This window comes from Pseudomonas sp. zfem005 (assembly GCF_032621735.1).
GTDB classification, from domain to species: Bacteria; Pseudomonadota; Gammaproteobacteria; order Pseudomonadales; family Pseudomonadaceae; genus Metapseudomonas; species Metapseudomonas solani.
Genome location: NZ_JAVYJE010000001.1, coordinates 853,932 through 879,670 on the forward strand (window position 1 = coordinate 853,932; position 25,739 = coordinate 879,670).

General features: G+C 67.0%; 24 protein-coding genes. 15 read left to right on the forward strand and 9 right to left on the reverse strand.

Features of this window, described 5'->3' with window-relative positions:
* Positions 1-183: 183 nt before the first annotated feature.
* From RTW82_RS03970 to RTW82_RS03980, 3 genes are read right to left on the reverse strand one after another with little or no spacing between them, the layout of a single operon-like run.
* Positions 184-867, reverse strand: a complete 684-nt coding sequence (locus RTW82_RS03970) for a GNAT family protein (protein WP_316924308.1) — start codon at positions 865-867, stop codon at positions 184-186.
* 13 nt (positions 868-880) lie between these two features.
* The gene (locus RTW82_RS03975; protein WP_316924309.1) at positions 881-1,324 is read right to left on the reverse strand and encodes a GNAT family N-acetyltransferase; all 444 of its coding nucleotides are present in this window, start codon (positions 1,322-1,324) and stop codon (positions 881-883) included.
* 21 nt (positions 1,325-1,345) lie between these two features.
* The gene (locus tag RTW82_RS03980; protein ID WP_316924310.1) at positions 1,346-1,978 is read right to left on the reverse strand and encodes an FMN-binding negative transcriptional regulator; all 633 of its coding nucleotides are present in this window, start codon (positions 1,976-1,978) and stop codon (positions 1,346-1,348) included.
* 89 nt (positions 1,979-2,067) lie between these two features.
* On the opposite strand from RTW82_RS03980, the gene RTW82_RS03985 reads away from it, so the two are divergent.
* Positions 2,068-3,534, forward strand: a complete 1,467-nt coding sequence (locus RTW82_RS03985; protein ID WP_316924311.1) for a PLP-dependent aminotransferase family protein — start codon at positions 2,068-2,070, stop codon at positions 3,532-3,534.
* A gap of 580 nt (positions 3,535-4,114) precedes the next feature.
* Here the strand turns inward: RTW82_RS03985 and RTW82_RS03990 are convergent.
* The gene (locus RTW82_RS03990) at positions 4,115-5,539 is read right to left on the reverse strand and encodes an aspartate ammonia-lyase (protein ID WP_043243088.1); all 1,425 of its coding nucleotides are present in this window, start codon (positions 5,537-5,539) and stop codon (positions 4,115-4,117) included.
* A 175-nt stretch (positions 5,540-5,714) separates the two neighbouring features.
* Between RTW82_RS03990 and RTW82_RS03995 the strand changes: the two genes are divergently transcribed.
* A complete protein-coding gene (locus RTW82_RS03995) occupies positions 5,715-6,635 on the forward strand; it encodes a LysR substrate-binding domain-containing protein (RefSeq protein ID WP_316924312.1) in 921 nt (306 codons plus the stop codon).
* 20 nt (positions 6,636-6,655) lie between these two features.
* Here the strand turns inward: RTW82_RS03995 and adhP are convergent, their stop codons facing one another.
* Positions 6,656-7,678: an alcohol dehydrogenase AdhP gene (gene adhP / locus RTW82_RS04000; protein ID WP_316924313.1), complete on the reverse strand. Its 1,023-nt coding sequence runs from the start codon at positions 7,676-7,678 to the stop codon at positions 6,656-6,658.
* A gap of 233 nt (positions 7,679-7,911) precedes the next feature.
* Between adhP and purE the strand changes: the two genes are divergently transcribed.
* From purE to RTW82_RS04020, 4 genes are all read left to right on the forward strand, one after another.
* Positions 7,912-8,403 carry a 5-(carboxyamino)imidazole ribonucleotide mutase gene (purE, locus tag RTW82_RS04005; protein ID WP_021220952.1) on the forward strand — a complete coding sequence of 164 codons (492 nt, stop codon included), beginning with the start codon at positions 7,912-7,914 and terminating at the stop codon, positions 8,401-8,403.
* Between the two features lie 3 nt (positions 8,404-8,406).
* On the forward strand, positions 8,407-9,489 hold the full coding sequence (locus RTW82_RS04010) for a 5-(carboxyamino)imidazole ribonucleotide synthase (protein WP_316924314.1): 1,083 nt from the start codon (positions 8,407-8,409) through the stop codon (positions 9,487-9,489).
* A 75-nt stretch (positions 9,490-9,564) separates the two neighbouring features.
* Positions 9,565-9,810 (forward strand): GlsB/YeaQ/YmgE family stress response membrane protein, encoded by a 246-nt coding sequence (locus RTW82_RS04015; RefSeq protein ID WP_184491996.1) that lies wholly within the window; start codon positions 9,565-9,567, stop codon positions 9,808-9,810.
* A gap of 67 nt (positions 9,811-9,877) precedes the next feature.
* Entirely contained in the window at positions 9,878-10,423 is a 546-nt protein-coding gene (locus RTW82_RS04020; RefSeq protein ID WP_263403880.1) for a DUF3299 domain-containing protein, read from the forward strand.
* 137 nt (positions 10,424-10,560) lie between these two features.
* Here RTW82_RS04020 and RTW82_RS04025 read toward each other — a convergent pair whose 3' ends face one another.
* Positions 10,561-11,478 carry a D-hexose-6-phosphate mutarotase gene (locus tag RTW82_RS04025; protein ID WP_316924315.1) on the reverse strand — a complete coding sequence of 306 codons (918 nt, stop codon included), beginning with the start codon at positions 11,476-11,478 and terminating at the stop codon, positions 10,561-10,563.
* 144 nt (positions 11,479-11,622) lie between these two features.
* Complete coding sequence (locus RTW82_RS04030; RefSeq protein WP_021222325.1) at positions 11,623-12,030, reverse strand: acyl-CoA thioesterase; 408 nt, start codon at positions 12,028-12,030, stop codon at positions 11,623-11,625.
* 288 nt (positions 12,031-12,318) lie between these two features.
* Between RTW82_RS04030 and RTW82_RS04035 the strand changes: the two genes are divergently transcribed.
* Positions 12,319-13,605 (forward strand): MFS transporter, encoded by a 1,287-nt coding sequence (locus RTW82_RS04035; RefSeq protein WP_316924316.1) that lies wholly within the window; start codon positions 12,319-12,321, stop codon positions 13,603-13,605.
* 73 nt (positions 13,606-13,678) lie between these two features.
* On the opposite strand, the gene RTW82_RS04040 is transcribed toward RTW82_RS04035, so the two are convergent.
* Complete coding sequence (locus RTW82_RS04040) at positions 13,679-14,986, reverse strand: sorbosone dehydrogenase family protein (RefSeq protein ID WP_316924317.1); 1,308 nt, start codon at positions 14,984-14,986, stop codon at positions 13,679-13,681.
* A gap of 156 nt (positions 14,987-15,142) precedes the next feature.
* Between RTW82_RS04040 and RTW82_RS04045 the strand changes: the two genes are divergently transcribed.
* The 7 genes from RTW82_RS04045 (at position 15,143) to RTW82_RS04075 (ending at position 24,434) form a co-directional block, all read left to right on the forward strand.
* Positions 15,143-16,114 carry a phosphate ABC transporter substrate-binding protein PstS gene (locus RTW82_RS04045; protein WP_021222322.1) on the forward strand — a complete coding sequence of 324 codons (972 nt, stop codon included), beginning with the start codon at positions 15,143-15,145 and terminating at the stop codon, positions 16,112-16,114.
* 169 nt (positions 16,115-16,283) lie between these two features.
* Positions 16,284-18,572 carry an ABC transporter permease subunit gene (locus RTW82_RS04050; protein ID WP_031288860.1) on the forward strand — a complete coding sequence of 763 codons (2,289 nt, stop codon included), beginning with the start codon at positions 16,284-16,286 and terminating at the stop codon, positions 18,570-18,572.
* A 67-nt stretch (positions 18,573-18,639) separates the two neighbouring features.
* Positions 18,640-20,256 (forward strand): phosphate ABC transporter permease PstA, encoded by a 1,617-nt coding sequence (gene pstA / locus RTW82_RS04055; protein ID WP_316924345.1) that lies wholly within the window; start codon positions 18,640-18,642, stop codon positions 20,254-20,256.
* Between the two features lie 81 nt (positions 20,257-20,337).
* A complete protein-coding gene (gene pstB / locus RTW82_RS04060) occupies positions 20,338-21,171 on the forward strand; it encodes a phosphate ABC transporter ATP-binding protein PstB (protein WP_021222319.1) in 834 nt (277 codons plus the stop codon).
* A 113-nt stretch (positions 21,172-21,284) separates the two neighbouring features.
* Positions 21,285-22,034 carry a phosphate signaling complex protein PhoU gene (gene phoU / locus RTW82_RS04065; RefSeq protein WP_316924318.1) on the forward strand — a complete coding sequence of 250 codons (750 nt, stop codon included), beginning with the start codon at positions 21,285-21,287 and terminating at the stop codon, positions 22,032-22,034.
* Between the two features lie 494 nt (positions 22,035-22,528).
* A complete protein-coding gene (locus RTW82_RS04070) occupies positions 22,529-23,431 on the forward strand; it encodes a response regulator (RefSeq protein WP_021222317.1) in 903 nt (300 codons plus the stop codon).
* A 103-nt stretch (positions 23,432-23,534) separates the two neighbouring features.
* A complete protein-coding gene (locus tag RTW82_RS04075; RefSeq protein ID WP_043243052.1) occupies positions 23,535-24,434 on the forward strand; it encodes a peptidoglycan DD-metalloendopeptidase family protein in 900 nt (299 codons plus the stop codon).
* Here the strand turns inward: RTW82_RS04075 and RTW82_RS04080 are convergent.
* Positions 24,431-25,204, reverse strand: a complete 774-nt coding sequence (locus tag RTW82_RS04080; protein WP_316924319.1) for a helix-turn-helix transcriptional regulator — start codon at positions 25,202-25,204, stop codon at positions 24,431-24,433. The genes RTW82_RS04075 and RTW82_RS04080 overlap by 4 nt on opposite strands.
* A 92-nt stretch (positions 25,205-25,296) precedes the next feature.
* Between RTW82_RS04080 and RTW82_RS04085 the strand changes: the two genes are divergently transcribed.
* Positions 25,297-25,548 (forward strand): hypothetical protein, encoded by a 252-nt coding sequence (locus RTW82_RS04085; RefSeq protein WP_316924320.1) that lies wholly within the window; start codon positions 25,297-25,299, stop codon positions 25,546-25,548.
* Positions 25,549-25,739 lie beyond the last annotated feature (191 nt).

The following is a 25,739-nucleotide window of genomic DNA, read 5'->3' on the forward strand; positions in this document are numbered from 1 at the left end:
AGAAGTCTTACGGTTTCGTAACAGAAGGGTTACCGGAATAAGGGAGCTTTTTCTTGATGGGCTCCCGTTTACGTGGGGGCTGGGGCGGTGTCCCCGGGCGAAGCGAAACCCATCATTGCGGAGTGACCCATGACCGCATGGGTTTCGCGCTGCTCTACCCATCCTACGAGGCGTGGCCCGCCTTTAGGCTTTCCTGAAATCCTCGAGGCGGCGCTTTTGCTGGCCGTTGGCGTCAAAGTTATCCACAGCCAGCCAGCCCTCGAAGGCGTCGCGCACCGCTGGCCATTCGCTGTCGATGATGGAGAACCAGGCGGTGTCGCGGTTACGGCCCTTGACCACCATGTGCTGGCGGAACAGCCCTTCATAGGTGAAGCCCAGGCGCTCGGCGGCGCGCATGGAGCGGGCGTTGAGGGCGTTGCACTTCCACTCCAGGCGGCGGTAGCCGAGCTCGCTCATGGCCAGGCGCGCCAGCAGGTAGACCGCCTCGGTGGAGGCGGGCGAGCGCTGCATGGGGGCGCCGAAGGCGATGTGGCCGATCTCGATGCAGCCGTCGTTGGGGGCGATGCGCAGGTAGCTGAGCAGGCCCACGGCGCGGCCGCTGGCGCGGTCGATCACGGTGAAGAACAGCGGGTCGATGCTGGCCTGGTTGCCCGCCAGCCAGGCGTCGAAGGCCGCGCGCTCGGCGAAGGGGCCATAGCCGAGGTAGTCCCACAGGCGGGGGTCGCCATCCGGGCTTTGCAGCGCAGGCCAGAGGTCGTCGCCATGGCGGCTGGCATCCACCGGTTCCAGGCGCACGAAGCGACCGTCGAGGGGCGCGTGGGCCGGGACGGGTACGGGTTGCCAGTCGAGTTGTGTTTCGTCGTTCATGGAAGATTCCTGGTCAGAGCAGCTTGCGGTACTGGAGGAAGCCGGAGCGATCGGCGATGCGGTCATAGAGTTGCATGGCGTCGGTGTTGGTTTCATGGGTCAGCCAGTGCACCCGCGAGGCGCCGGCGGCCCGGGCCTGGGCGTAGACGTGCTCGATCAGCGCGCGGCCTACGCCGGCACCGCGCAGGCCGTCCTGCACGTAGAGGTCCTGCAGGTAGCAGTAGTCGCCCACCGTCCAGCAGGAGCGGTGATAGATGAAGTGCACCAGGCCGACGGCGCGGTCGCCCTGCCAGGCGAGGGCGGCGTGCATGGGTTCGGTGCCATCGAGGAAGCGCTGCCAGGTCTGCTCGGTGGTGTCGGCGGCGATCTCGGTCTTGTAGAAACGCTGGTAGCCCTGCCACAGCGGCAGCCAAACGGCGTGGTCGGCGGCGCTGACCGGGCGGATTTCGAGGGACATGCTGCTTCCTTTCAGGGGGGTTCAGAGAGTGGGGGCCATGCGCTGGGCCAGTTCGCGGTCGCGCCCGTCGGCGCTGCCGGCCAGGCCTTCGCGTACGCCGGCCTGGTCGGCCTGGCTGCGGTTCTGGCCGAGCTTCCATTTGCCTTCCAGACGGCGAATGGGCAGGGCGAAGCCGACGATGGCGCGCAGCATGGCGTCGATGTAGTCGCGCGGCGCATCGCTCAGCGCCCAGGGTTGCGGGCGCCCGGCTTCGTGCTGGTCGCTGAGGCGGCCGACCAGCTGCAGCAGGCGCTCGGCGTCGTCGAACACCTCGGCCTGGCCGTAGGCGTGCACGGCGATGTAGTTCCAGGTCGGCACCACCTTGCCGTGCTCGGCCTTGGCCGCGTACCAGGCCGGGCTGACGTAGGCGTCGGGGCCGTTGAACACCACCAGCGCCTCGGCGCCGTCGGCCAGCGCGCGCCACTGCGGGTTGGCCTTGGCGAAGTGACCATAGAGGGTGCCGTACTCGCCTTCGCCGGCTTCCAGCAGCAATGGCAGGTGGCTGGCCACCAGGCCGTCGGCGCCCTGGCAGACCAGCGTGGCCAGGCGGCTCTGGCGCATCTGCAGGTGCAGTTCGGCGAGGTCTTCCTGGCGGAAGGAGGCGGGCAGGTACATGGCGAATCTCCTGGCGTGATGGAAACATCCTAGGCAGGATATTGGCCCGTTGTAAGAGCCATTTCCTTCGACTTCCATAGGGCCAATCCATGCCGATTGCCGTGCCGCTCCCCGTCGATCTTTCCGGCATCCGCCTCGATGCGCGCCAGGGTCTGGCCCGCCAGCTCTACGAGGGGCTGCGCGAACGCATTCTCGATGGCCGCCTGCAAAGCGGCACGCGGCTGCCGGCGAGCCGCGACCTGGCGGCGCTGCTGGGCATCTCGCGCAATACCGTGACCCGCGCCTTCGACCAGCTCTACGCCGAGGGTTACGTGGAGGGCCGCATCGGCGATGGCACCTATGTGGCGGAGTTATCCACAGCCTCGCGGCCGGCGCCCGCCGTGCAGGCCAAGGCCGCGACGAGCGAGGCGCTGCAGCGCCTGCAAGCCCATCACCTGAGCCGGCCGCTGATCGGGCCACCCCGTGCCTTCCGCGTTGGCGTGCCAGCCTTCGACCTGTTCCCCTTCGAGACCTGGGCGCGGCTCTCGGCGCGCTTCTGGCGCAAACCCTCGCCGGCGCGCCTGGGCTATGGCGACCCGGCCGGCGACTGGCAGCTGCGCGAGCTGATCGCCGCCTACCTGCGCAACGGCCGGGGGCTGCACTGCGACCCGGCGCAGGTGATCGTCACCTGTGGCGCCCAGCAGGCCATCAGCCTCTGTGCACAACTGCTGGTGGAGCCGGGGGACCGGGTGGCCATCGAGAACCCCGGCTACCGCGCCGCCGGCCATGCCTTCTCCGTGGCCGGTGCGCAGCTCGCCGGCATCCCGGTGGACGCGGATGGGCTGGATACCGCCGCCCTGGAGCGAGCCGGGGATTGCCGCCTCACCTATGTCACGCCGTCCCACCAGTACCCCACCGGGGTGACCCTGAGCCTGGCGCGGCGCCTGGAGCTGCTGGACTGGGCCGAGCGCCACGACGGCTGGATAGTCGAGGACGACTACGACGGCGAGTACCGCTACAGCGGCACGCCCCTGGCCCCTCTGGCGGCGCTGGACCGGCAGGGCCGGGTGCTCTACGTCGGCACCTTCTGCAAGATCGCCTTCCCGGCGCTGCGCCTGGGCTACCTGGTGCTGCCGCCGGCCCTGGTGGAGCCCTTCGCCCGGCGCCGTGCCCTGGACATGCGCCATTCGGAGATCGGTACCCAGGCGGTGATGGCCGAGTTCATCGCCGCCGGGCACTTCCAGCGGCACATCCGCCGCATGCGCGCCGCCGCCCGCAGCCGACGCGACGCGCTGCTGGCCGGTTGGCCTGTGGATATCCCCGGCTGCGCGCCGATGCCGGCGGTGGAGGCCGGGCTGCACCTGTGCGTGCGGGTCGACAGCCTCGCTCGCGAGCGCGAGTTGATCGCGGCGGCCGAACAAGCAGGCGTGGAGTTGAACGGCCTGAGCAGCTACTGGCTGCCGGGGGAGGAACCGCCTGTGGATAACCGCGCCGGGCTGGTGCTGGGCTTCGCCGCCGTGCCCGAGGCGGAGATCGCCAAGGCCCTGGCGGCGTTGCGCAAGGCGTGGAGGCTGTAACCGGCAGATGTTGGGGGCACTTGTAGGAGCGGCTTCAGCCGCGAAGAGGTCTGCAGCCAGCTGGATAGTCTCAGGTGGCTGCGGCCCGATCGCGAATGAATTCGCTCCCACGGGGTGAGCAGAGGTGCCGGGATCGGCTCCGCTTGGTGGATAAAAAGAGCGTTATCCACCCTACCCAGCGGGAGGGTCCGTGTGGGCACGGCGTGTCGGTCGATGTAGGGTGGACCCCGCTCCATCGGTCCACCGTTTCGGCGTTGAGGTTGGCTCCGATTCACCGGCGCTTGCGGTGCTTGTCGTGGGAGCGGCTTCAGCCGCGAAAAGGCTTGTCGCCCGCTGGATAGCCCCGGGTGGCTGCGGCTCCATCGCGAATGAATTCGCTCCTACCGGGCAGTGGGCATCGTTGCTGGGATCGGCTCTGCTCGGTGGATAAGAAGAGCGTTATCCACCCTACATCCCGGGAGGCTCCGTGCCGGTAAAGGGCTGTGGATAACCCCTTTTCCACAGGCGAAAAAAAAGGATGGCTGGCGCCATCCTTGAAGGATGAAGGGGCAGGGCCCCTCCTGGTGAGTCAGGTGTCGCGTCAGGCCTTCAGGGGCACCAGGCGCGGGGCGATCATGTTTTCCGGGCGGAGGATGTCGGCGAGCATGGACTCGTCCAGCAGCTTCTCCTCGCGCACCAGTTCCAGCACGCCGCGGCCGCTGATCAGCGCTTCCTTGGCGATGCGGGTGGAGTTCTCGTAGCCGATGTAGGGGTTCAGTGCGGTGATCAGGCCGATGGAGTTCTCCATCAGCGCGCGGCAGTGGGCTTCGTTGGCGGTGATGCCGACGATGCAGTGCTCGCGCAGCATGTCCATGGCGCGTTGCAGCAGGCGGATCGAGTCGAAGATCTTGTAGGCGATCAGCGGCTCCATCACGTTCAGCTGCAGCTGGCCGCCTTCGGCTGCCAGGGTCAGGGCGAGGTCGTTGCCGATCACTTCGAAGGCGACCTGGTTGACCGCTTCCGGGATTACCGGGTTGACCTTGCCGGGCATGATCGAGCTGCCCGGCTGGCGAGCCGGCAGGTTGATCTCGTTGATGCCGGTACGCGGGCCGCTGGAGAGCAGGCGCAGGTCGTTGCAGATCTTCGACAGCTTGACCGCGGTGCGCTTGAGCATCCCGGAGAAGAGCACGAAGGCGCCCATGTCCGAGGTGGCTTCGATCAGGTCGGCGGCGGGCTTGAGCGGCTGGCCGCTGATGGTGGCGAGGCGCTCGACGGCCAGGTGCTGGTAGCCCGGGTCGGCGTTGATGCCGGTGCCGATGGCGGTGCCGCCGAGGTTCACTTCGGTGAGCAGTTCCGGCGCCAGGCTGCGCAGGCGGCCGAGGTCTTCACCCAGGGTGGTGGCGAAGGCGTGGAACTCCTGGCCCAGGGTCATGGGCACGGCGTCCTGCAACTGGGTACGGCCCATCTTGAGGATGTGCGAGAACTCTTCGCCCTTGGCGGCGACGGCCTGGATCAGGCTGTCGAGGCTGGCCAGCAGAGCATCGTGGCCAAGCAGCAGGCCCAGGCGGATGGCGGTGGGGTAGGCGTCGTTGGTGGACTGCGCCATGTTCACGTCGTTGTTCGGGTGCAGGTAGGCGTACTCGCCCTTGTTGCGGCCCATGGCCTCGAGGGCGATGTTGGCGATCACCTCGTTGGCGTTCATGTTGGTAGAGGTGCCGGCGCCGCCCTGGATCATGTCGACCACGAACTGGTCGTGGAAATCACCGCGGATCAGGCGGGCACAGGCCTCGCTGATGGCGGCGTGCTTTTCCGCGTTGAGGTGCCCCAGCTGCTTGTTGGCATCGGCGGCGGCCTGCTTGACCATTGCCAGGGCGATCACCAGCTTCGGGTAGTGCGACAGGGGCACGCCCGACAGGCGGAAGTTCTGCACGGCGCGCAGGGTCTGGATGCCGTAGTAGGCATCAGCGGGGACTTCGAGGGTGCCGAGCAGGTCTTTTTCTACACGAAAGGATGCAGCGGAGGACATGATGTAATACATCTCAGGGAAGACACGGGCAGTGCCGCGATGCCCAATAGACTAAGCTTGCAGCCATTCGTCGACCAATGCTGTTATCCGCTGGGTCATGCACAAACGGCATAATGTGGCCGTGACCCGCTTCGTTCGGGAAGCGTGTGCACCAAAATCGGGCAAGGGGGCCGAGATGAACCTGGAAACCAAATGGCTGGAGGACTTCGTCGCCCTGGCCGCCACCCGCAGCTTTTCCCAGGCGGCGGAGAAACGCTTCGTCACCCAGCCGGCCTTCAGCCGGCGCATCCGCAGCCTGGAGGCCGCCCTGGGGCTGACCCTGGTGAACCGTTCGCGCACGCCGGTAGAACTCACCGAGTCGGGCCAGCTGTTCCTGGTCACCGCGCGCAGCATGGTCGAGCAGGTGGGCGAGGTGGTGCGCCACCTGCATCACCTGGAAGGGCAGCAGGGCGAGGTGCTGCAGTTCGCCGCCGCCCACTCCCTGGCGCTGGGCTTCTTCCCGCAATGGATCGCGCGGCTGCGCGGCGAGGGCTTGAACATCGCCAGCCGCCTGATCGCCACCAACGTCGGCGATGCCGTGCATTCCCTGCGCGAGGGCAGCTGCGACCTGATCCTGGCGTTCTATGATCCGGACGCCTCCCTGCAGATGGACCCGGAAATCTTCCCCTCCATGCACCTGGGCAGCACCGAGATGCTGCCGGTGTGCGCGGTGGACGCGAATGGCGAGCCGCTCTACAGCCTGGAGAACGGGCAGAGCGTGCCGCTGCTGGCCTACACCGCCGGGGCCTTCCTCGGGCGTTCGGTGAACCTGCTGCTGCGCCAGCGGGCGCTGCGCTCCACCACTGTCTATGAGACGGCCATGGCCGACAGCCTCAAGAGCATGGCGTTGCAGGGCATGGGCGTGGCCTGGGTGCCGCGCTTCAGTGCCCAGGCGGAGCTGGCGCGGGGTGAGCTGGCGGTGTGTGGCGGGTCGCAGTGGCATGTGCCGCTGGAAATCCGCCTGTACCGCTGCGCGCTGGTGCGCAAGGCGGCGATCCGCCTGCTGTGGCGCAAGCTGGAAGGCGGGGCGGGCAGCGAGGGGGCGACCCCGGCCTGAGCCGGGGCCGGTTGGCGGGGCTACATCTGCAGGACCACGCGGCCTTCGATCTGCCCGGCGCGCATGCGGTCGAGGATGGCGTTGATGTTGTCCAGGCTGTCGGTGCTGAAGGTGGAGTGCACCAGGCCTTCGCCGGCGAAATCCAGGGCTTCCTGCAGGTCCGCACGGGTGCCGACGATGGAGCCGGTGATGCTGATGGCCTTGAGCACCACGTCGAAGATCGGCGTGGGGAAGTCGCCCGGCGGCAGGCCGACCAGGGCCACGGTGCCGCCGCGACGGGCCATGCCGATGGCCTGGCCGAAGGCACTGTTGGACACCGCGGTGACCAACACGCCGTGGGCGCCGCCGATGTCGCGCTGGATCACCTCGGCCGGGTTCTCGTTGCGGGCGTTGACCGTGAGGCTGGCGCCGAGCTTGCGGGCCAGTTCCAGCTTGGCGTCGTCGACGTCGATGGCCGCCACATGCAGGCCCATGGCGCGGGCGTACTGCACGGCCACATGGCCCAGGCCGCCGATACCGGAGATGGCCACCCACTGGCCGGGGCGCGCGCCGGTGACCTTGAGGCCTTTATAGGCAGTGACACCCGCGCAGAGGATCGGCGCGATCTCGGCGAAGCCGACGTTCTTCGGCAGCACGCCCACGTAGTTGGGGTCGGCGAGCACGTACTCGGCATAGCCGCCGTTCACCGAGTAGCCGGTGTTCTGCTGGCCCTCGCAGAGGGTTTCCCAGCCGGTCAGGCAGTGTTCGCAGCAGCCGCAGGCGGTGTACAGCCAGGGCACGCCGACGCGGTCGCCTTCCTTGACCCGGGTGACCCCGGCGCCCACCGCCGCCACGTAGCCGACGCCTTCGTGGCCGGGGATGAAGGGCAGGGCGGGCTTCACCGGCCAGTCGCCCTCGGCGGCGTGCAGGTCGGTGTGGCAGACGCCCGAGGCTTCGATCTTCACCAGGATCTGGCCGGGGCCGGGCAGCGGCACCTTCACCTCTTCGATCCGCAGCGGTTCGCCGAAGGCATGGACGACGGCGGCTTTCATGGTCTGGTTCATGGCATGCACCTCCTGAAAAAGGAGCCTGGAGTGTGCACCCGTACGCCCGCCCGACCCTTGCTCCAGGGCAATTTCCGGGCGCCTTGGCAAGCCGCTGGACGGACGGTAGGCAAGGCCGGGCTTTGCGTTATACTGCGCGGCCTTCGGCCGGCAGCGCACGCCGGCCCACATCGCAGACAAGCCACGCCATATGCGTGGCTTGTTGGTTTTTCGACTCTTGATGAGGCACGACGATGAGCGCACTGGTAGGCGTGATCATGGGCTCCAAATCCGATTGGAGCACCCTCAGCCACACCGCCGAGATGCTGGAAAAGCTGGGCATCCCCTTCGAGGTGAAGGTGGTTTCCGCGCACCGCACTCCGGACCTGCTGTTCCAGTACGCCGATGAGGCCGAGGCCCGTGGCATCCAGGTGATCATCGCCGGTGCCGGCGGCGCCGCCCACCTGCCGGGCATGTGCGCGGCCAAGACCCACCTGCCGGTGCTCGGCGTGCCGGTGCAGTCGTCCATGCTCTCGGGCGTCGACTCGCTGCTCTCCATCGTGCAGATGCCGGCGGGCATCCCGGTCGCCACCCTGGCCATCGGCAAGGCCGGTGCGGTGAATGCCGCCCTGCTGGCCGCCAGCATCCTCGGCCACCAGCACCCGCAGTACCACGCGGCGCTGAAGGCCTTCCGCGACGAGCAGACCCGCTCGGTGCTCGACAACCCGGACCCGCGTGAGGCCTGACAGATGAAGATCGGCGTGATCGGCGGCGGCCAGCTCGGCCGCATGATGGCCCTGGCGGGCACCCCGCTGGGCATGGACTTCGCCTTCCTCGACCCGGCCCCGGACGCATGCGCCCAGGCCCTTGGTGAACACATCCGCGCCGACTACGGCGACCAGGACCACCTGCGCCAGCTGGCCGATGAAGTGGACCTGGTGACCTTCGAGTTCGAGAGCGTGCCGGCCGAGACCGTGGCCTTCCTCTCCCAGTTCGTGCCGGTCTATCCCTCGGCCGATGCCCTGCGCATCGCCCGTGACCGCTGGTTCGAGAAGTCGATGTTCAAGGAGCTGGGCATCCCCACCCCCGAGTTCGCCGACATCCAGTCCCAGGCCGACCTGGACGCCGCGGTGGCCGCCATCGGCCTGCCGGCGGTAATGAAGACCCGCACCCTGGGCTATGACGGCAAGGGCCAGAAGGTCCTGCGCAAGCCCGAGGACGTGACCGGCGCCTTCGCCGAGCTGGGCAGCGTGCCCTGCATCCTCGAAGGCTTCGTGCCCTTCACCGGCGAAGTGTCCCTGGTGGCGGTGCGCGCCCGTGACGGCGAGACGCGCTTCTACCCGCTGGTGCACAACACCCACGACAACGGCATCCTGCGCCTGTCCATCGCCAGCACCGACCACCCGCTGCAGGCCCTGGCCGAGGATTACGTCGGTCGCGTGCTGCAGAAGCTGGACTACGTCGGCGTGCTGGCCTTCGAGTTCTTCGAGGTGGACGGCGGCCTGAAGGCCAACGAAATCGCCCCGCGCGTGCACAACTCCGGGCACTGGACCATCGAAGGCGCCGAGTGCAGCCAGTTCGAGAACCACCTGCGTGCCGTCGCCGGCCTGCCCCTGGGCTCCACCGCCAAGCTGGGGGAGAGCGCCATGCTCAACTTCATCGGCGAGGTGCCGGCCGTGGACCAGGTGATCGCCGTCGCCGACTGCCACCTGCACCACTACGGCAAGGCCTTCAAGGCCGGGCGCAAGGTCGGCCATGCCACCCTGCGCTGCGCTGATCGCGCCACCCTCGATCGGCAGATCGCCGCGGTCGAGGCACTGATCGCCGGCTGAACCCCTGCCGCTGCGCTCAGTCTGAAAAAGGGCGTGTCCACGGACACGCCCTTTTTTCATTCAGGAGTAAATGCCATGGGGCTCATCGGAACCATCTTCATCGGCCTGATCGTCGGTCTGGTCGCGCGCTTCCTCAAACCCGGCGACGACAGCATGGGCTGGATCTGGACCATCCTGCTGGGCATCGGCGGCTCCGTCGCCGCGACCTATGGCGGTCAGGCCCTGGGCATCTACCAGGCTGGCGAAGGCGCGGGCTTCATCGGTGCGGTGGTGGGTGCCGTCATCCTTCTGGTGATCTACGGCGCCATCAAGAAGAACTGAGGGGCTGGGAACCGGGAACGGGCGCCGCTAGTCTTAGCGCCTGTTTCTATCCCTCGAGTTCTCCCTGATGCGTCGTGCCCTGCTTCTCTCCCTGCTGCTGTGCAGCACCCTGGCCCATGCCCGGCTGGACATGCCGGAAACCGATTGGCTGGAACTGATGCCCGCCGAGGACCGCAAGGCCCTGGAGGAGATGCCGGAAATCAGCCACGACACCCCGGAAGCGGACGGCACCTTCAACAACAAGGGCGGCCTCAAGCAGCAGGACAAGGACCTGCCGGCGGTGATGTATTCGGCGAAGACGGTGGCCAAGCTCAATGGCCAGAAGATCCGCATCGGCGGCTACCCGGTACCGCTGGAGACCGACGCCAAGGGGCGTGGCACGCTGTTCTTTCTGGTTCCCTACCCGGGCGCCTGCATCCACGTACCGCCGCCGCCGCCGAACCAGATCGTGCTGGTGCGCTACCCCAAGGGCATCGCCCTCGACGATATCTACACCCCGCTCTGGGTCACCGGCACCCTCAAGGTGGAGCAGGTCAGCAACGACCTGGCCGACGCCGCCTACGCGCTGGATGCGGGCGAGGTGCGGGTCGTGGAGGACGAGGACATCCAGTAAGGCGGCGTTCGGGCGGCGCGCCCCGCCAATGCCGAGTCGCGGCATCGCAATGTGCCGCGTTTGGCTCCGCCTGGTGGAGGTAGAAAGCGACCTCCACCCTACACAGCGGTCATGTCCGAGCCTCGGTAGGGGCGACTTTAGTCGCCAAGCGCTTCGCTCCACAGGCTGACGCCCATGCTGTGGCTGGCACCCGGTTGCAGCAGCAGGCTGTCGTCGAGCACTCGAGCGGTTTCGATGCAGAGCATGCGCTGCCAGGCGTCGTCGGCGAACTGGGAGAGGCGGGCGGCCTTGTCGATCCAGGGGTTCCACACCACCGCCGAGGCCGAGTCGCTGGCTTCGATCAGCACCCGGCGGCGCCAGGCGTCATCGCGGATGGCCAGGCGCGCCGGGGTGCCGAGGTAGATGCGGTCGGTCTCGCCGCCGAAGGTCACCTCGCCCACCTGCTGGCGGCGCTCCCAGCCTTCCAGGGTTTCGATGTAGTCGCAGCCGTCCAGGCCCTCCACCCGCACCTGGCGGATGTCGCTGACGGCGAAGTAGCTGTGCAGCGCCTGGCTCAGGGCCAGGGGCGCGTCGCCGCGATTGCGGGTTTCCAGGGTCAGTTGCAGGCGCTGGCCCAGGCGGATTTCCAGGCGCAGCTCGGCATCGCCCTTCCAGCCGGGCAGTGGCGTGCGGCGGCTGTCCCAGGACAGCACCAGGCGCGCTACGCCATCCAGGGCTTCCACCCCTTCCAGTTCCCAGTCGAGGCTGCGTACGCCGCCATGGGCCGGCGCTGCGCCATCGCCCTGGTAGTGGGCCTGGATCGCCTCGGGGTTGCGTTGCAGGTCACCGAACCAGGGCCAGCACACCGGTACACCGCCGCGCACCGATTGGCCGCGCTGGAAGGCCGCCTGCTCGCTGAGCCAGATCAGCGGCTCCTCGCCGTTGCGCTGGTAGCTGAGCACCTGGGCGCCCTGCTGTGCCACCAGCAGTTCCGCATCGGCGGTGCGCAGGCGCCAGCAGGGCAGTTGATCCATGTCGATCCGCTCGATCTGCGGAACCTTGCTTTCGCTGTTCATCCGGGTGCTCCTGGGCCTTTGGCTGCTTGCCGTCTGCATTGGGCAGGGGCGGGCCGGCGGGGTTCCCCCGAAACCGGCGAATGCATGAAGGGTATCAATGGGGGAGGGGGCGTTCGCGCGTGCGCTCGCCCCTCGGGACGGGGCTCAGCCGCGGCGCGGCGGAACCGGGCGGGTGCGACCGCTGCCGTCGATGGCGACGAAGACGAAGACCGCCTCGGTGACCTTGCGCCATTCGCTGGAGAGCGGGTCGTCGCTCCATACCTCGACCAGCATCTGGATCGAGCTGCGGCCGATTTCCAGTGCCTGGGTATAGAAGGAGAGCTGGGCGCCCACGGCGACCGGGACGAGGAACGCCATGCGGTCGATGGCGACGGTGGCGACGCGGCCCCCGGCGACCTTGTTGGCCATGGCGGTGCCGGCGAGGTCCATCTGCGAGACCAGCCAGCCGCCGTAGATGTCGCCGAAGCCGTTGGTTTCGCGGGGAAGTGCGGTGATCTGCAAGGCCAGGTCGCCTTGGGGAGTCAGGTTTTCTTCTTCTTCGATCTCGATCATGCCTGGGGTGCCTCTGCCCCTGTGCTGCTCTGGATGGCTTCAATGGACGGGGAAGGGCAAGGTGCCCTGCAAAATTCCCCTGCGCCCGCCGACCCACTGCATGTCGCCCGCGCGCAACAGCGCGCAGTATATAGCTCGCCGCGACGGGCGACGACCGCCGGGTTCCGCTTTTGACCACCCATACGTCAGAGATTGTGTGCGCCCGGCGGCTTTTTGCTATTTTGCGGACCGGCCCGCCGCCAACGCAGCGGCGGGGCATGCCCTGCCTGCACTGACAAGAGACCTTCCATGTCCACCGTTACCGCCTCCGAGGCCCCCGCGCGGCCGTTGACCCGCAGCGACTACAAGACCCTGTCCCTGTCCGCCCTGGGCGGTGCCCTCGAGTTCTACGACTTCATCATCTTCGTGTTCTTCGCGGCGGTGGTCGGCAAGCTGTTCTTCCCCGCCGAGATGCCCGAGTGGCTGCGCCAGTTGCAGACCTTCGGCATCTTCGCGGCCGGTTACCTGGCGCGGCCCCTGGGCGGCATCGTCATGGCGCACTTCGGCGACCTGCTGGGGCGCAAGCGCATGTTCACCCTGAGCATCTTCCTCATGGCGGTGCCGACGCTGATCATGGGCCTGCTGCCCACCTACGCGCAGATCGGCATCCTGGCGCCCCTGGCCCTGCTGCTGTTGCGGGTGATCCAGGGCGCGGCCATCGGTGGCGAGGTGCCCGGCGCCTGGGTGTTCGTCGCCGAGCACGTGCCGGAGCGGCACATTGGCTACGCCTGCGGCACCCTGACCTCGGGCCTGACCTTCGGCATCCTGCTGGGCTCGCTGATGGCGACCCTGATCAACAGCATCTATACCCCGGCCGAAGTGCAGGACTGGGCCTGGCGTATTCCCTTCCTGGTGGGCGGCGTGTTCGGCCTGTTCTCCGTCTACCTGCGCCGCTGGCTGCACGAGACGCCGGTGTTCGCCGAGCTGCAGCAGCGCAAGGCGCTGGCCGAGGAAGTGCCGCTCAAGGCGGTGCTGCGCGAGCACCGGGGTGCCATCGCCATCAGCATGCTGCTGACCTGGGTGCTGTCGGCCGGCATCGTGGTCGTCATCCTGATGACCCCCACCGTGCTGCAGACCGTTTACGGCTTCGCGGCGGCCACGGCGCTCAAGGCCAACAGCCTGGCCATCGTCTGCCTGACGGTCGGCTGCATCGCTTCGGGCGCCATCGCCGACCGCTTCGGCGCGGGCCGTACCTTCCTGGTCGGTGGGCTGCTGCTGGCAGCCAGCTCCTGGACCTTCTACACCAGCCTCCAGGCGCACCCGGACTGGCTGTTCCCGCTCTACGCGCTGACCGGTCTGTTCGTCGGCACCATCGGTGCCGTGCCCTATGTGATGGTCAAGGCCTTCCCGCCGGTGGTGCGTTTCTCCGGCCTGTCGTTCTCCTACAACCTGGCCTACGCCATCTTCGGCGGGCTGACGCCGATGATCGTGTCGCTGCTGATGAAGTGGGACCCGCTGGGCCCGGCTTACTACGTGGCGGCCCTGTGCGGGTTGGCGGTGTTCATTGGTCTGTACCTGATCGGCAAGAAGCGCTGATCGGCTCCATCCCAGTGGGGAGCTCCGCAGTGATGGGTTTCGCGGAGCTCTACCCATCCTACGGTGCTTTTGCTCACTTGATGGTCGAGGTCACGCGCCAGACCTTGTTGCCGACGTCGTCGGTCACCAGCAGGGCGCCGCGGGCGTCGAGCATCACGTCCACCGGGCGGCCCAGGGCGTTGCCGTCCTCGTCGAGGAAGCCGGTGAGCACGTCCACCGGTTCGCCATTGGGCTTGCCGCCCTTGAAGGGCACGAAGATCACCTTGTAGCCGCTGTGCGGTTTGCGGTTCCACGAGCCGTGCTGGCCGACGAACAGGCCGTTCTGGAAGTCCGGCAGGGCGCCGCCCTTGCCGAAGGCGATGCCGAGGGAGGCGGTGTGCGGGCCCAGGGCGTAGTCGGGCACCAGGGCCTTGGCGACCATGTCCGGGTTGGCCGGCTGCACGCGCTCGTCGACGTGCTGGCCGTAGTAGCTCCAGGGCCAGCCGTAGAAGCCGCCGTCCTTCACCGAGGTGATGTAGTCGGGCACCAGGTCGCTGCCGATCTCGTCGCGCTCGTTCACCGCCGTCCACAGCGTGCCGGTCTCGGGCTCCCAGGCCAGGCCGTTGGGGTTGCGCAGGCCGCTGGCGAACAGGCGCTTGCTGCCGCTGGCGCGGTCCACTTCCCAGATCGCCGCGCGGCCTTCTTCCATCTCCAGGCCGTTCTCGCCGACGTTGCTGTTGGAGCCGACGGTGACATACAGCTTGCTGCCGTCGCGGTTGGCGACGACGTTCTTGGTCCAGTGGTGGTTGATGCCCGCCGGCAGGTCGGTGACCTTCTGCGGCGTGGCCTCGATGCGCGTCTGGCCTTCCTCGTAGGGCACGCGCACCAGGGCGTCGGCGTTGGCGATATAGAAGTCGCCACCCACCAGGGCCATGCCGAAGGGCGAGTGGAGGTTCTCCAGGAAGGGCGTCTTCAGGTCGGCCACGCCGTCGCCGTCGGTGTCGCGCAGCAGGGTGATGCGGTCGGCGCTGGGGGTGCGGGCGCCGGCCTTCTCCATGACCTTGCCGGCGATCCAGCCCTTGAGGCTGAAGCCTTCACCGGACGCCGGGGCGTTGCTCTCGGCCACCAGCACATCGCCATTGGGCAGCAGGTAGAGCCAGCGCGGGTGGTCCAGACCAGCGGCGAAGGCCTTCACCTCGGTGCCGGCGGTGGCGGTGGGCTGGCCGCCTTCGGCCCAGCCCTTGGCCGGGGCCACGTTCACCGTGGGCAGCAGAGTCTTGTTCGGCGGCGGCAGCGTCGGGTTGGCGCCGGTGCCGTCGCTCACCTCCAGGCTGGCCTTGTCGCCGCAGGCCGAGCAGGCGGCGACGAGGACCGCCAGGGGCATCAGTCGTAGGGGGTGCATGGGCGTTCTCCTGAGGGGTGCGGGCTCATTCAAGCAGAGTTGGACAGCCATGATGGCCATTCATCCAATTGTCATATTCGGTTCATAGAGTGTTCATACGGCCTGCAGATACTGGCCCCCGATTCATCCAACCCGATCCTTTGCTAGGAGCAAGGCATGAAACTGAAGCGTTTGATGGCGGCCCTGACTTTCGTCGCCGCCGGCGTTGCGACCGCCAGCGCGGTTGCCGCTGTCGACCCGTCCATCCCGTCCTACACCAAGACCACTGGCGTATCCGGCAACCTCTCCAGCGTTGGTTCGGACACCCTGGCCAACCTGATGACTCTGTGGGCTGAAGCCTACAAGCGTGAATACCCGAACGTGAACATCCAGATCCAGGCCGCCGGTTCTTCCACCGCGCCGCCGGCTCTGACCGAAGGCACCGCCAACCTGGGCCCGATGAGCCGCAAGATGAAGGACGTCGAGCTGCAGGCCTTCGAACAGAAGTACGGCTACAAGCCGACCGCCGTTCCGGTTGCCGTCGACGCCCTGGCGATCTTCGTGCACAAGGACAACCCCATCAAAGGCCTGACCATGCAGCAGGTTGACGCCATCTTCTCCGCCAACCGCCTGTGCGGTGGCAAGAGCGACGTCAAGACCTGGGGCGACCTGGGCGTGACCGGTGACCTGGCTGCCAAGCCGGTTCAGCTGTTCGGCCGCAACTCGGTATCCGGCACCTACGGCTACTTCAAGGAAGAAGCCCTGTGCAAAGGCGACTTCAAGGCCAACGTCAACGAGCAGCCGGGTTCGGCTTCCGTCGTCCAGTCCATCAGCCAGTCCCTCAACGGCATCGGCTACTCGGGCATCGGCTACAAGACTTCCAGCGTGAAGACCGTAGCCCTGGCCAAGAAAGAAGGCGGCGAGTTCGTTGAAGACAACGAGCAGAACGCCCTGAACGGCACCTACCCGCTGTCCCGCTTCCTCTACGTTTACGTCAACAAGGCCCCGAACAAGCCTCTGGCCCCGCTGGAAGCCGAGTTCGTGAAGCTGGTCCTGTCGCAACAAGGCCAGCAGGTCGTGGTGAAGGATGGCTACATCCCGCTGCCGGCCAAGGTCGCTGAAAAAGCACTGAAGGATCTGGGCCTGTAATCCAGGACAGATGAAGGGGGCGGTCGCTTAGCAGACCGCCCCGCAAGGACGCGACGATGGCGGGAGACCCCCGCCATGGAGGCCCGCCCCCGGCACCATGCCCAGGGTGGGCCTCGTTGCGTCACCTCGCTGTAATCTTTCTGTCATACGAAGGCTTTAGGGTGTGCCCATGAATGATCTGGCCAGTTCCCCCATGACCTCGACGAATCCCCCCGCGCGCATCGATTTCAACACGCCGGCGCTGCAGCGCAAGCGCCGCATCCGTGCGTTGAAAGACAACCTGACCCGCTGGTACGTACTGGTGGGCGGCCTGGCCGTTCTCGCGGCCATTACCCTGATCTTCTTCTACCTCGCCTACGTGGTGCTGCCCCTGTTCCAGGGTGCCGAGCTGACCGCGAAGAAGGTGCAGAGCCCTGCCTGGCTCCAGCAGGACGCCGGCAAGCCGCTGCTGCTGACCATCGAGGAGCAGAACCAGGTCGGCATGCGTGTTTCCGACAAGGGTGAAGCGGTCTTCTTCTCCACCAAGGACGGCGCCGAACTCAAGCGCAGCCAACTGCCCCTGCCGGCTGGCGTCAGCGTCGCCTCCATCGGCCAGGACCAGCCCGGCAGCCCGCTGGTGGCCCTGGGCCTGAGCAACGGCCAGGCGCTGCTGTTCAAGCACAGCTACGTGGTGACCTACCCGGACAACAAACGGGTGATCACCCCGCAGATCGACTTCCCCTACGGCGACAAGCCCCTGGTGCTGAACCAGGCCGGCGGCGCCCTGGAGCATGTGGCGGTCAGCCACAACGACGAGACCCTTTTGCTGGCCGGTTCCACCGGTAACCAGCTGCACGTGCAGGAGCTGGTCAGCGAAGAGAACATGATGACCGGCGAGACCACCGTCGAGCAGAACGCCATCGACCTGCCGCAGATGACCGAGCCGATCAAGGCGATCTACGTCGACCCGCGCCTGCAATGGCTTTACGTGGTCAACGGCCGCGCCCAGGTAGACGTCTTCAGCCTGCACGAGAAGAGCCTCAACGGCCGTTACAAGCTGTTCGAGGAAGGCGATCGCGAAGTCTCCGCCAGCGGCCTGCTGCTGGGCGGCATCTCGCTGATGATCGGTGACTCCAAGGGCGACGTGAGCCAGTGGTTCATGGTCCGTGGCGCCGACGGCGAAGCCCGCCTGACCCACATCCGCAGCTTCCAGCTGGGCAAGGCACCGGTGGTGCAGATCGCCCCCGAAGAGCGCCGCAAGGGCTTCCTGGCTCTGGATGCCAGCGGCAAGCTCGGCGTCTTCCACAGCACCGCCGAGCGCACCCTGCTGATCGAACAGGTCACCGACGGCGCCGGCCTGATGGCCTTCTCGCCCCGCGCCAACCGCGTGATAGTCGAGGAGGGCGGCCAGCTGCTGCCCTTCAGCCTGCGCAACCCGCACCCGGAAGTCTCCTGGAGCGCGCTGTGGGGCAAGGTCTGGTACGAAAGCTACGACGCACCCAAGTACGTCTGGCAATCCACCGCCGCCAACACTGATTTCGAACCCAAGCTGAGCCTGGCACCGCTGACCTTCGGCACCCTCAAGGCCGCCTTCTACGCCATGCTGCTGGCCGCTCCGCTGGCCATCGCCGCCGCCATCTACACCGCGTACTTCATGGCCCCGACCATGCGCCGCAAGGTGAAGCCGGTGATCGAGCTGATGGAAGCGCTGCCGACGGTGATCCTCGGTTTCTTCGCCGGCCTGTTCCTGGCGCCCTACGTCGAAGGCCACCTGCCGGGCATCTTCAGCCTGCTGTTGCTGACGCCGATCGGCATCCTGCTCGCCGGCTTCCTCTGGAGCCGCCTGCCGGAGTCGATCCGCCTGCGCGTGCCGGACGGTTTCGAAGCGGCGATCCTGATCCCCGTGGTGCTGCTGGTGGGCTGGTTCGCCCTGGGTATGAGCCCGCTGCTGGAAGCCTGGTTCTTCGGTGGCGACATGCGCCTTTGGATCAGCAATGACCTGGGCATCACCTACGACCAGCGCAACGCCCTGATCGTCGGCCTGGCCATGGGCTTCGCGGTGATCCCGAACATCTTCTCCATCGCCGAAGACGCCATCTTCAGCGTGCCGCGCAGCCTCACCTACGGTTCCCTGGCCTTGGGCGCCACGCCCTGGCAGACCCTGACCCGCGTAGTGATCCTCACCGCCAGCCCGGGCATCTTCTCGGCGCTGATGATCGGCCTCGGCCGTGCAGTGGGCGAGACCATGATCGTGCTGATGGCCACCGGCAACACCCCGGTGATGGAAGTGAACATCTTCGAAGGCATGCGCACCCTGGCAGCCAACGTCGCGGTGGAAATGCCGGAGTCCGAAGTGGGTGGCTCGCACTACCGCGTGCTGTTCCTCGCGGCCCTGGTGCTGCTGATGTTCACCTTCGTGATGAACACCCTGGCAGAGCTGATCCGTCAGCGCCTGCGCAAGAAATACGCCTCGCTTTAAGGTGGAGAATTCCGTGAAACAGGTTTCCCTCAAATACTGGTTCAAGAGCGGCGCGCCAGGTGTGTGGATGAGCGGTGGCGCCGTGTCCATCGCCGTCATCATGACCATCGGCCTGCTGTCGGTGATCGCCGTACGCGGTCTCGGCCACTTCTGGCCGGCCGACCTGATCGAAGCCCAGTACAGCGTGCCGGGCCAGGCGCCCAAGGCGCTGATCGGCGAAGCGGTGCAGATCGAGGAAGTGTCCCGTGCGCGCCTCAAGGGTGCCGGCCTGCCGGTGCCCGAAGAAGGCCCCGAGTTCATGACCCGCGAGCTGCTCAAGGTGGGCAACCGCGAGGTCTACGGCAGCGACTTCACCTGGGTGGTGGGCGAATGGTTGCAAGACCAGAAGAAGCCCGCCGAGCTGATCGCCATGGAGCGCCGCGAGTGGGGCAACTTCTACGGCCGCCTGGTGAGCGTCAAGGAGAACGGCCAGGTCGTCGCCGAGGGCGAGGCCGCCATGGCCGAGCTGCAGAAGCGCCTGAAGCGTGTCGATGACCTCTACGCCCAGCTCTACAAGCTGGAGAAGAAGGACATCGGCGCCATCAACCATGGCCTCGAACGCCTGCGCCTGGATGGCCGCAAGCTGGAGCTGGACGGCAAGCTCGACGCCGCCGCCCAGGCCGACCTGGCTGCCGCGCGTGCCGAGCTGGACGCCCGCTACAAGGGCCTCGAAGCCCAGTTGGGCGGCTTGCACGAAGCCTTCAACCGCGACAGCGTGGTGGTTCGCGAAGCCGGTGGCCAGGAGCAGGAAATCACCCTGGGCAAGATCGTGCATGCCTACCAGCCCAACGCCATGGGTGTGTTCCAGAAGATCAACTTCTACTTCGCCAAGCTGTGGGAGTTCCTCGCCGACGACCCGCGTGAGGCCAACACCGAGGGCGGCATCTTCCCGGCCATCTTCGGCACCGTGATGATGACCCTGATCATGGCCGTGATCGTCACCCCCTTCGGCGTGGTGGCGGCCATCTACCTGCGCGAATACGCCAAGCAGGGCGTGCTCACCCGTATCATCCGCATCGCCGTGAACAACCTGGCCGGCGTCCCGGCCATCGTCTACGGTGTGTTCGGCCTGGGCTTCTTCGTCTACGTGCTGGGTGGTTCCATCGACCGCCTGTTCTTCCCCGAAGCCGCCCCGGCGCCGACCTTCGGCACCCCGGGCCTGCTCTGGGCCTCGCTGACCCTGGCCATCCTCGCGGTGCCGGTGGTGATCGTGGCCACCGAGGAAGGCCTGGCGCGGATTCCCCGTGCGGTGCGTGAGGGCTCCCTGGCCCTGGGCGCGACCAAGGCCGAGACCCTGTGGAAGATCGTCCTGCCTATGGCCAGCCCGGCCATGATGACCGGCCTGATCCTCGCCGTGGCCCGCGCCGCCGGTGAAGTGGCGCCGCTGATGCTGGTGGGCGTGGTCAAGCTGGCCCCGAGCCTGCCGGTGGATGGCAACTACCCCTACCTGCACCTCGACCAGAAGATCATGCACCTGGGCTTCCACATCTACGACGTCGGCTTCCAGAGCCCCAACGTAGAGGCCGCCCGCCCGCTGGTGTACGCCACCGCGCTGCTGCTGGTGCTGGTGATCGCGCTGCTGAACCTCTCGGCCGTCGCCATCCGCAACCACCTGCGCGAGAAGTACAAGGCGCTGGACAACTGAGTTAGCCCCGAGCGGCGTGCCACACGCCGCTCCGCTTGAAACTTGAAGCTTGTAGCCAGGCGCTACGAACGGAGTGAAATCATGCAACACGAAAGCCATAGCCACGGCGTCAACATTTCCGCCCTCGGCCGCAGCAAGCAGAGCCTGAGCCTGGCCGAGGAAACCGTTGCCCTCGAAGTGCCCGGCCTCAACCTGTACTACGGCGAGAAGCAGGCCCTGTACGACGTGCAGATGAACATCCCGAAACAGCGCGTGACCGCCTTCATCGGCCCGTCCGGCTGCGGCAAGTCCACGCTGCTGCGCTGCTTCAACCGCATGAACGACCTGGTGGATGGCTGCCGCGTCGATGGCGAGATCCGCCTCGACGGCAACAACATCTACCGCAAGGGCGAGGAAGTGGCCGAGCTGCGCCGCCGCGTCGGCATGGTGTTCCAGAAGCCGAACCCCTTCCCCAAGAGCATCTACGAGAACGTCGTCTACGGCCTGCGCATCCAGGGCATCAACAAGAAGCGCGTGCTCGACGAAGCCGTTGAATGGGCCCTCAAGGGCGCGGCGCTGTGGGAGGAGGTCAAGGACCGCCTGCACGAATCCGCCCTCGGCCTCTCCGGCGGCCAGCAGCAGCGTCTGGTCATCGCCCGCACCATCGCGGTCGAGCCCGAAGTGCTGCTGCTCGACGAACCCTGCTCGGCCCTGGACCCGATCTCCACCCTCAAGGTGGAAGAGCTGATCTACGAGCTGAAGAGCAAGTACACCATCGTCATCGTCACCCACAACATGCAGCAGGCCGCACGCGTCTCCGACTACACGGCGTTCATGTACATGGGCAAGCTGATCGAATTCGGCGATACCGATACCCTGTTCACCAACCCGGCCAAGAAGCAGACCGAGGACTACATCACCGGTCGCTATGGCTAGTCGCACAGGCGCCAGCTTGAAGCGGGAAGCTTGAAGCTGGAGGTTGTAAGACGGGCACCGATTAACAGGCTTCAAGCTTCTGGCTTCAAGCTTCCAGCTTTCGCGGAGCGAACATGATCGACAAAGACAGCCTCACCCATCACATCTCCCAGCAGTTCAACGCCGAACTGGAGGACGTGCGCAGCCACCTCCTGGCGATGGGCGGCCTGGTGGAGAAACAGGTCAACGACGCCGTCACCGCGCTGATCGACGCCGACTCGGGCCTGGCCCAGCAGGTGCGCGAGATCGACGACCAGATCAACCAGATGGAGCGCAACATCGACGAGGAGTGCGTACGCATCCTCGCCCGTCGCCAGCCGGCGGCCTCCGACCTGCGCCTGATCATCAGCATCTCCAAGTCGGTGATCGACCTGGAGCGCATCGGCGACGAGTCCTCGAAGATCGCCCGCCGCGCCATCCAGCTCTGCGAGGAAGGCGTGTCGCCGCGCGGCTACGTCGAAGTCCGCCACATCGGCGACCAGGTGCGCCGCATGGTGCAGGAGGCGCTGGATGCCTTCGCCCGCTTCGATGCCGACCTGGCCCTGTCCGTGGCCCAGTACGACAAGACCATCGACCGCGAGTACAAGACCGCCCTGCGCGAGCTGGTCACCTACATGATGGAAGACCCGCGCGCCATCAGCCGCGTGCTCAACATCATCTGGGCCCTGCGTTCCCTGGAGCGCATCGGCGACCACGCACGCAACATCGCCGAACTGGTGATCTACCTGGTGCGCGGTACCGACGTCCGCCACATGGGCCTGGCGCGCATGCAGGAAGAAGTGAAGGGCACCGCCAACAAGGCTGGCGACACCCCCGCCAGCTGATCCGCCCCGCTTCAGGAAAACGCCCGGCCATGCCGGGCGTTTTCGTGGGTGGCCCCACCACCTTCCCCGCCTGCTCCATCTCCACCGTAGGAGCGAGCTCTGCTCGCGAAGCGTCGCCCGCTCGGTGGCGCCCCATGCCTCACCTTTGTGGGCACGAATTCATTTGAACGTGGGAAGCCAAGTCCTTGGGACGGTGGTCATGAATCATCGACTCTGCCTGTGGCGATTCGAACTGAGCACTCGACAGGATGAATGCGTGTCGTAGGGTGCATCACCGACGGGGGCCCAACCACAGCTCATTGGCACGGCCTCGCGTAGGGTGGAGTGCGCGACGTCTTCGTGCTCCGCGAGCCTCACGAAACCCGTGCCTTTCAATGCCCCGGCACCATCCCGGAAAGCGCCTTTCACCCGAAAGGGTGCGCGATGTCGCATTCAGTTTGGCAAAGCGCTATCAGCCGAGGCTATGCTTACGCCCGTTCTCTGAGGAGTGGTCGATGAGCAAGGTGACAGTGCTGGTAGTGGACGATGCGTCCTTCATTCGCGATCTGGTGAAGAAGGGGCTGCGCGATCACTTCCCCGGCATCCAGATCGAAGAAGCGATCAACGGGCGCAAGGCCCAGCAGATGCTGGCGCGTTCGGCCGTCGACCTGATCCTCTGCGATTGGGAGATGCCGGAGATGTCCGGCCTCGAGCTGCTCACCTGGTGCCGCTCCCAGGACACGCTGAAGACCACGCCCTTCGTCATGGTCACCAGCCGTGGCGACAAGGAGAACGTGGTGCAGGCCATCCAGGCCGGCGTCTCCGACTACATCGGCAAACCCTTCTCCAACGACCAGCTGGTGACCAAGGTGAAGAAGCAGCTGGCCCGCGCCGGCAAGCTCGAAGCCCTGGCCGCCGGCGCGCCGCCGAAGATGCTCAGCAGCGGCGGCTTCGCCAATGATTCCCTGGCCGCCCTCACCGGCGGCAAGGCCGAGGTGGTCAAGCCCGCCGCGGCACCCAAGGCTGCTGCCAAGCCGGCTGCACCGACCCCGTCGGCCAAGGCCGCCGGCCAGGCGCCGGGTGGTCGTGGCCAGGCGCAGCTGCGCCTGCCCAGCGGCGTGCTCTCCTGCGTGATCAAGACCATCAGCCTCAAGGACGCCCACCTGGTGGTGAAGCGTGGCGAGCCGCTGCCCCAGGTGCTGGAAAGCGCCGTGCTCGACCTGGAGCAGGGCGAAGGCGGCGAGGTGGCGCGCCTCAACGGCTACCTGCACTCGGTGGCGGCCCTGGAGCCCAAGCCCGATAGCGAGTGGCTGCAGCTGACCTTCCGCTTCGTCGACCGCGACCCGCAGAAGCTCGACTACCTCTCGCGCCTGATCGCCCGTGGCTCGGCGCAGAAACATTTCGTACCCGGCGCCTGAGCCAACCCCGTCACAGCCCGACGGCCGGCGCCTCGCGTGGTGCCGGCGGCGCTGCTAGGCTTGCCAGCTCCGGGATACCCATAACCACTAGATCCATGCAGTCATGCTAGGGCGCATTCTTCTTCTCTGCGGTTCGCTGGCGGCAGCCCTGCCGGCGTGCGCGCTGACCATCTACAAGTACACCGATGCCAACGGCGTGGTCACCTACACCGACAAGGCCGTCGCGGGCGCGCAGGTGTTCGTTTTCCGTGATCGCATGGTCGAGCGCCTGGACCTCTCGGTGAAGCTGGAAACCCAGAAGCACGATGCCGGCGAAACCCTGCTGGTGCGCAACGACCTCTACGCGCCGGTGGAAGTGGAGCTGAGCCTGAGCAACGTCAGCAACGCCGTGGGCGCGCCGGACAAGCCCATCCGCTGGGTGCTGCCGCCGCGCAGCAAGATCCGCCTCGCCACCCTGGCCCCGGCCGACTCCAGCAAGGCCATGCGCTACAAGCCGCGCCTGCGCTACGCCCTGGGCGACCCGCGGCAGCAGCCTTCGCTCTACAACTACCCGCTGCCCTGGCTGGGTGGCCCGTTCCGCCTCACCCAGGGTGCCAACGGCCAGTACAGCCACTTCACCCCCAAGGGCCGCTACGCCCAGGACGTGGCCATGCCCGAAGGCACGCCCATCGTCGCCGCCCGCCCAGGGATGGTGGTGAAGATCGAAAACCAGCAGAGCGGCCGGGGCAACAACCCCTCCGGCAACTTCGTGCGCATCCTCCACAACGACGGCACCATGGGCGTCTACCTGCACCTGATGCGTGGCTCGGTGAAGGTCCAGGAGGGCCAGCGCGTGGCCATCGGCGAGCAGATCGGCCGTTCCGGCAACACCGGCAACAGCACCGGCCCGCACCTGCACTTCGTCATCCAGCGCAACGTCGGCCTGGCGCTGGAATCCATCCCCTTCAAGTTCGCCCAGCCGGTGGACAGCCTGCCCAACTTCGCCGTGGGCGGCGACGACTAGCGCGCGAAGTAGCGACCCGGCGTCACCCCGAAGTGGCGCCGGAACATGGCGATGAACGCACTGACGTTGTCATAGCCCAGCTCCAGCGCCACCCGCGTCACCGTATCGCCCGCCGCCAGGCGCTCCAGGGCCCGCAGCAGGCGTGCGCGCTGGCGCCACTGGCCGAAGGCGAAGCCCGTCTCCTCGACGAAGCGCCGGGCCAGGGTCCGGGGCGACATCCCCGCCCATTGCGCCCAGGCTTCCAGGCTGCGGTTGTCCGCCAGCTCATCGACCAGTGCCTGGCAGATGCGCCGCAGGCGCGGGTCCGTCGGCAGCGGCAGGCCGAAGGGTTCTTCCGGCAGGCCCTGCAGCTCGTCGAGGATCACCCCGGCGATGCGCAGCTGCCGCTCATCCAACGGCCCCTCGCCCCAGTCCGTCGCACGCCGCACCGCCTCCCGCAGCAGGCCCGAGGTGGCGATGATCCGGGGCGTCTGCGGTAATTCCCGGCACGCCTGCGGCGCCACATAGACGCTCCAGCCATCGAAGGGCCCGTGGGAACGCAGGGCATGCTCGCAACCCGGCGGCACCCACACCGCATGGGTGGCCGGCACCACCCAATGGCTGTCGGCCGCCGTCACCGACAGCAGGCCCTGCCCAGCGCCGAGCAGCTGGCCACGGGCGTGGGAGTGGAGGGCGGTCTGGCGCTCGAGGGGGCTGTGCTGCCACGCCGCGACCAGCAGCGGGCCGCCGTCTGCCTGGGCGAGAGTGGGTGAAACCAGGGGCTGCGACATTGGCAATTTCACGTTATCGATCGGCATGGATAAGGCAGTTTAGCCAAGCCACCGGCCGCAGAATGGGCCCTCATCCACAGGAGGACACCGCCATGCGTGCCGAAGACCTGCTTCCCGATCATCTCGACCACCGTGACTTCAACGGCACCCGCGTGCGCAAGGGCACGGTGGGCGCCTTCCTGATCAATGCCCGGTGCTGGTGCGACCCGGCCACCCCGGCGCAGCAGCGCGCCGCCGCCGAGCAGGAGGTGCTGGCCGCCCTGCCGGCGCTGCAGGCGCTGGGGCTGTTCGAGGTTCTGCAGGTGCGCGACCCGGCCCTGCGGGCTTTGTGCGGGCAATCATGAGTCGTGCATGACGGGGATTGCGCAGCGGCGCGGATCGGCCTAGGATTCGCGCCTTCTTCTCCCCTCAACCGACAGCAAAAGGAGGTCCATCATGCAAACACTGATCACCCTTTGCAGGTCGCGCCTGGCTTAATCGCTTCTTCCGTCCTTCTTCGCGACGGTTCCGCACTGCCCGACCCAGACCTGCCAAA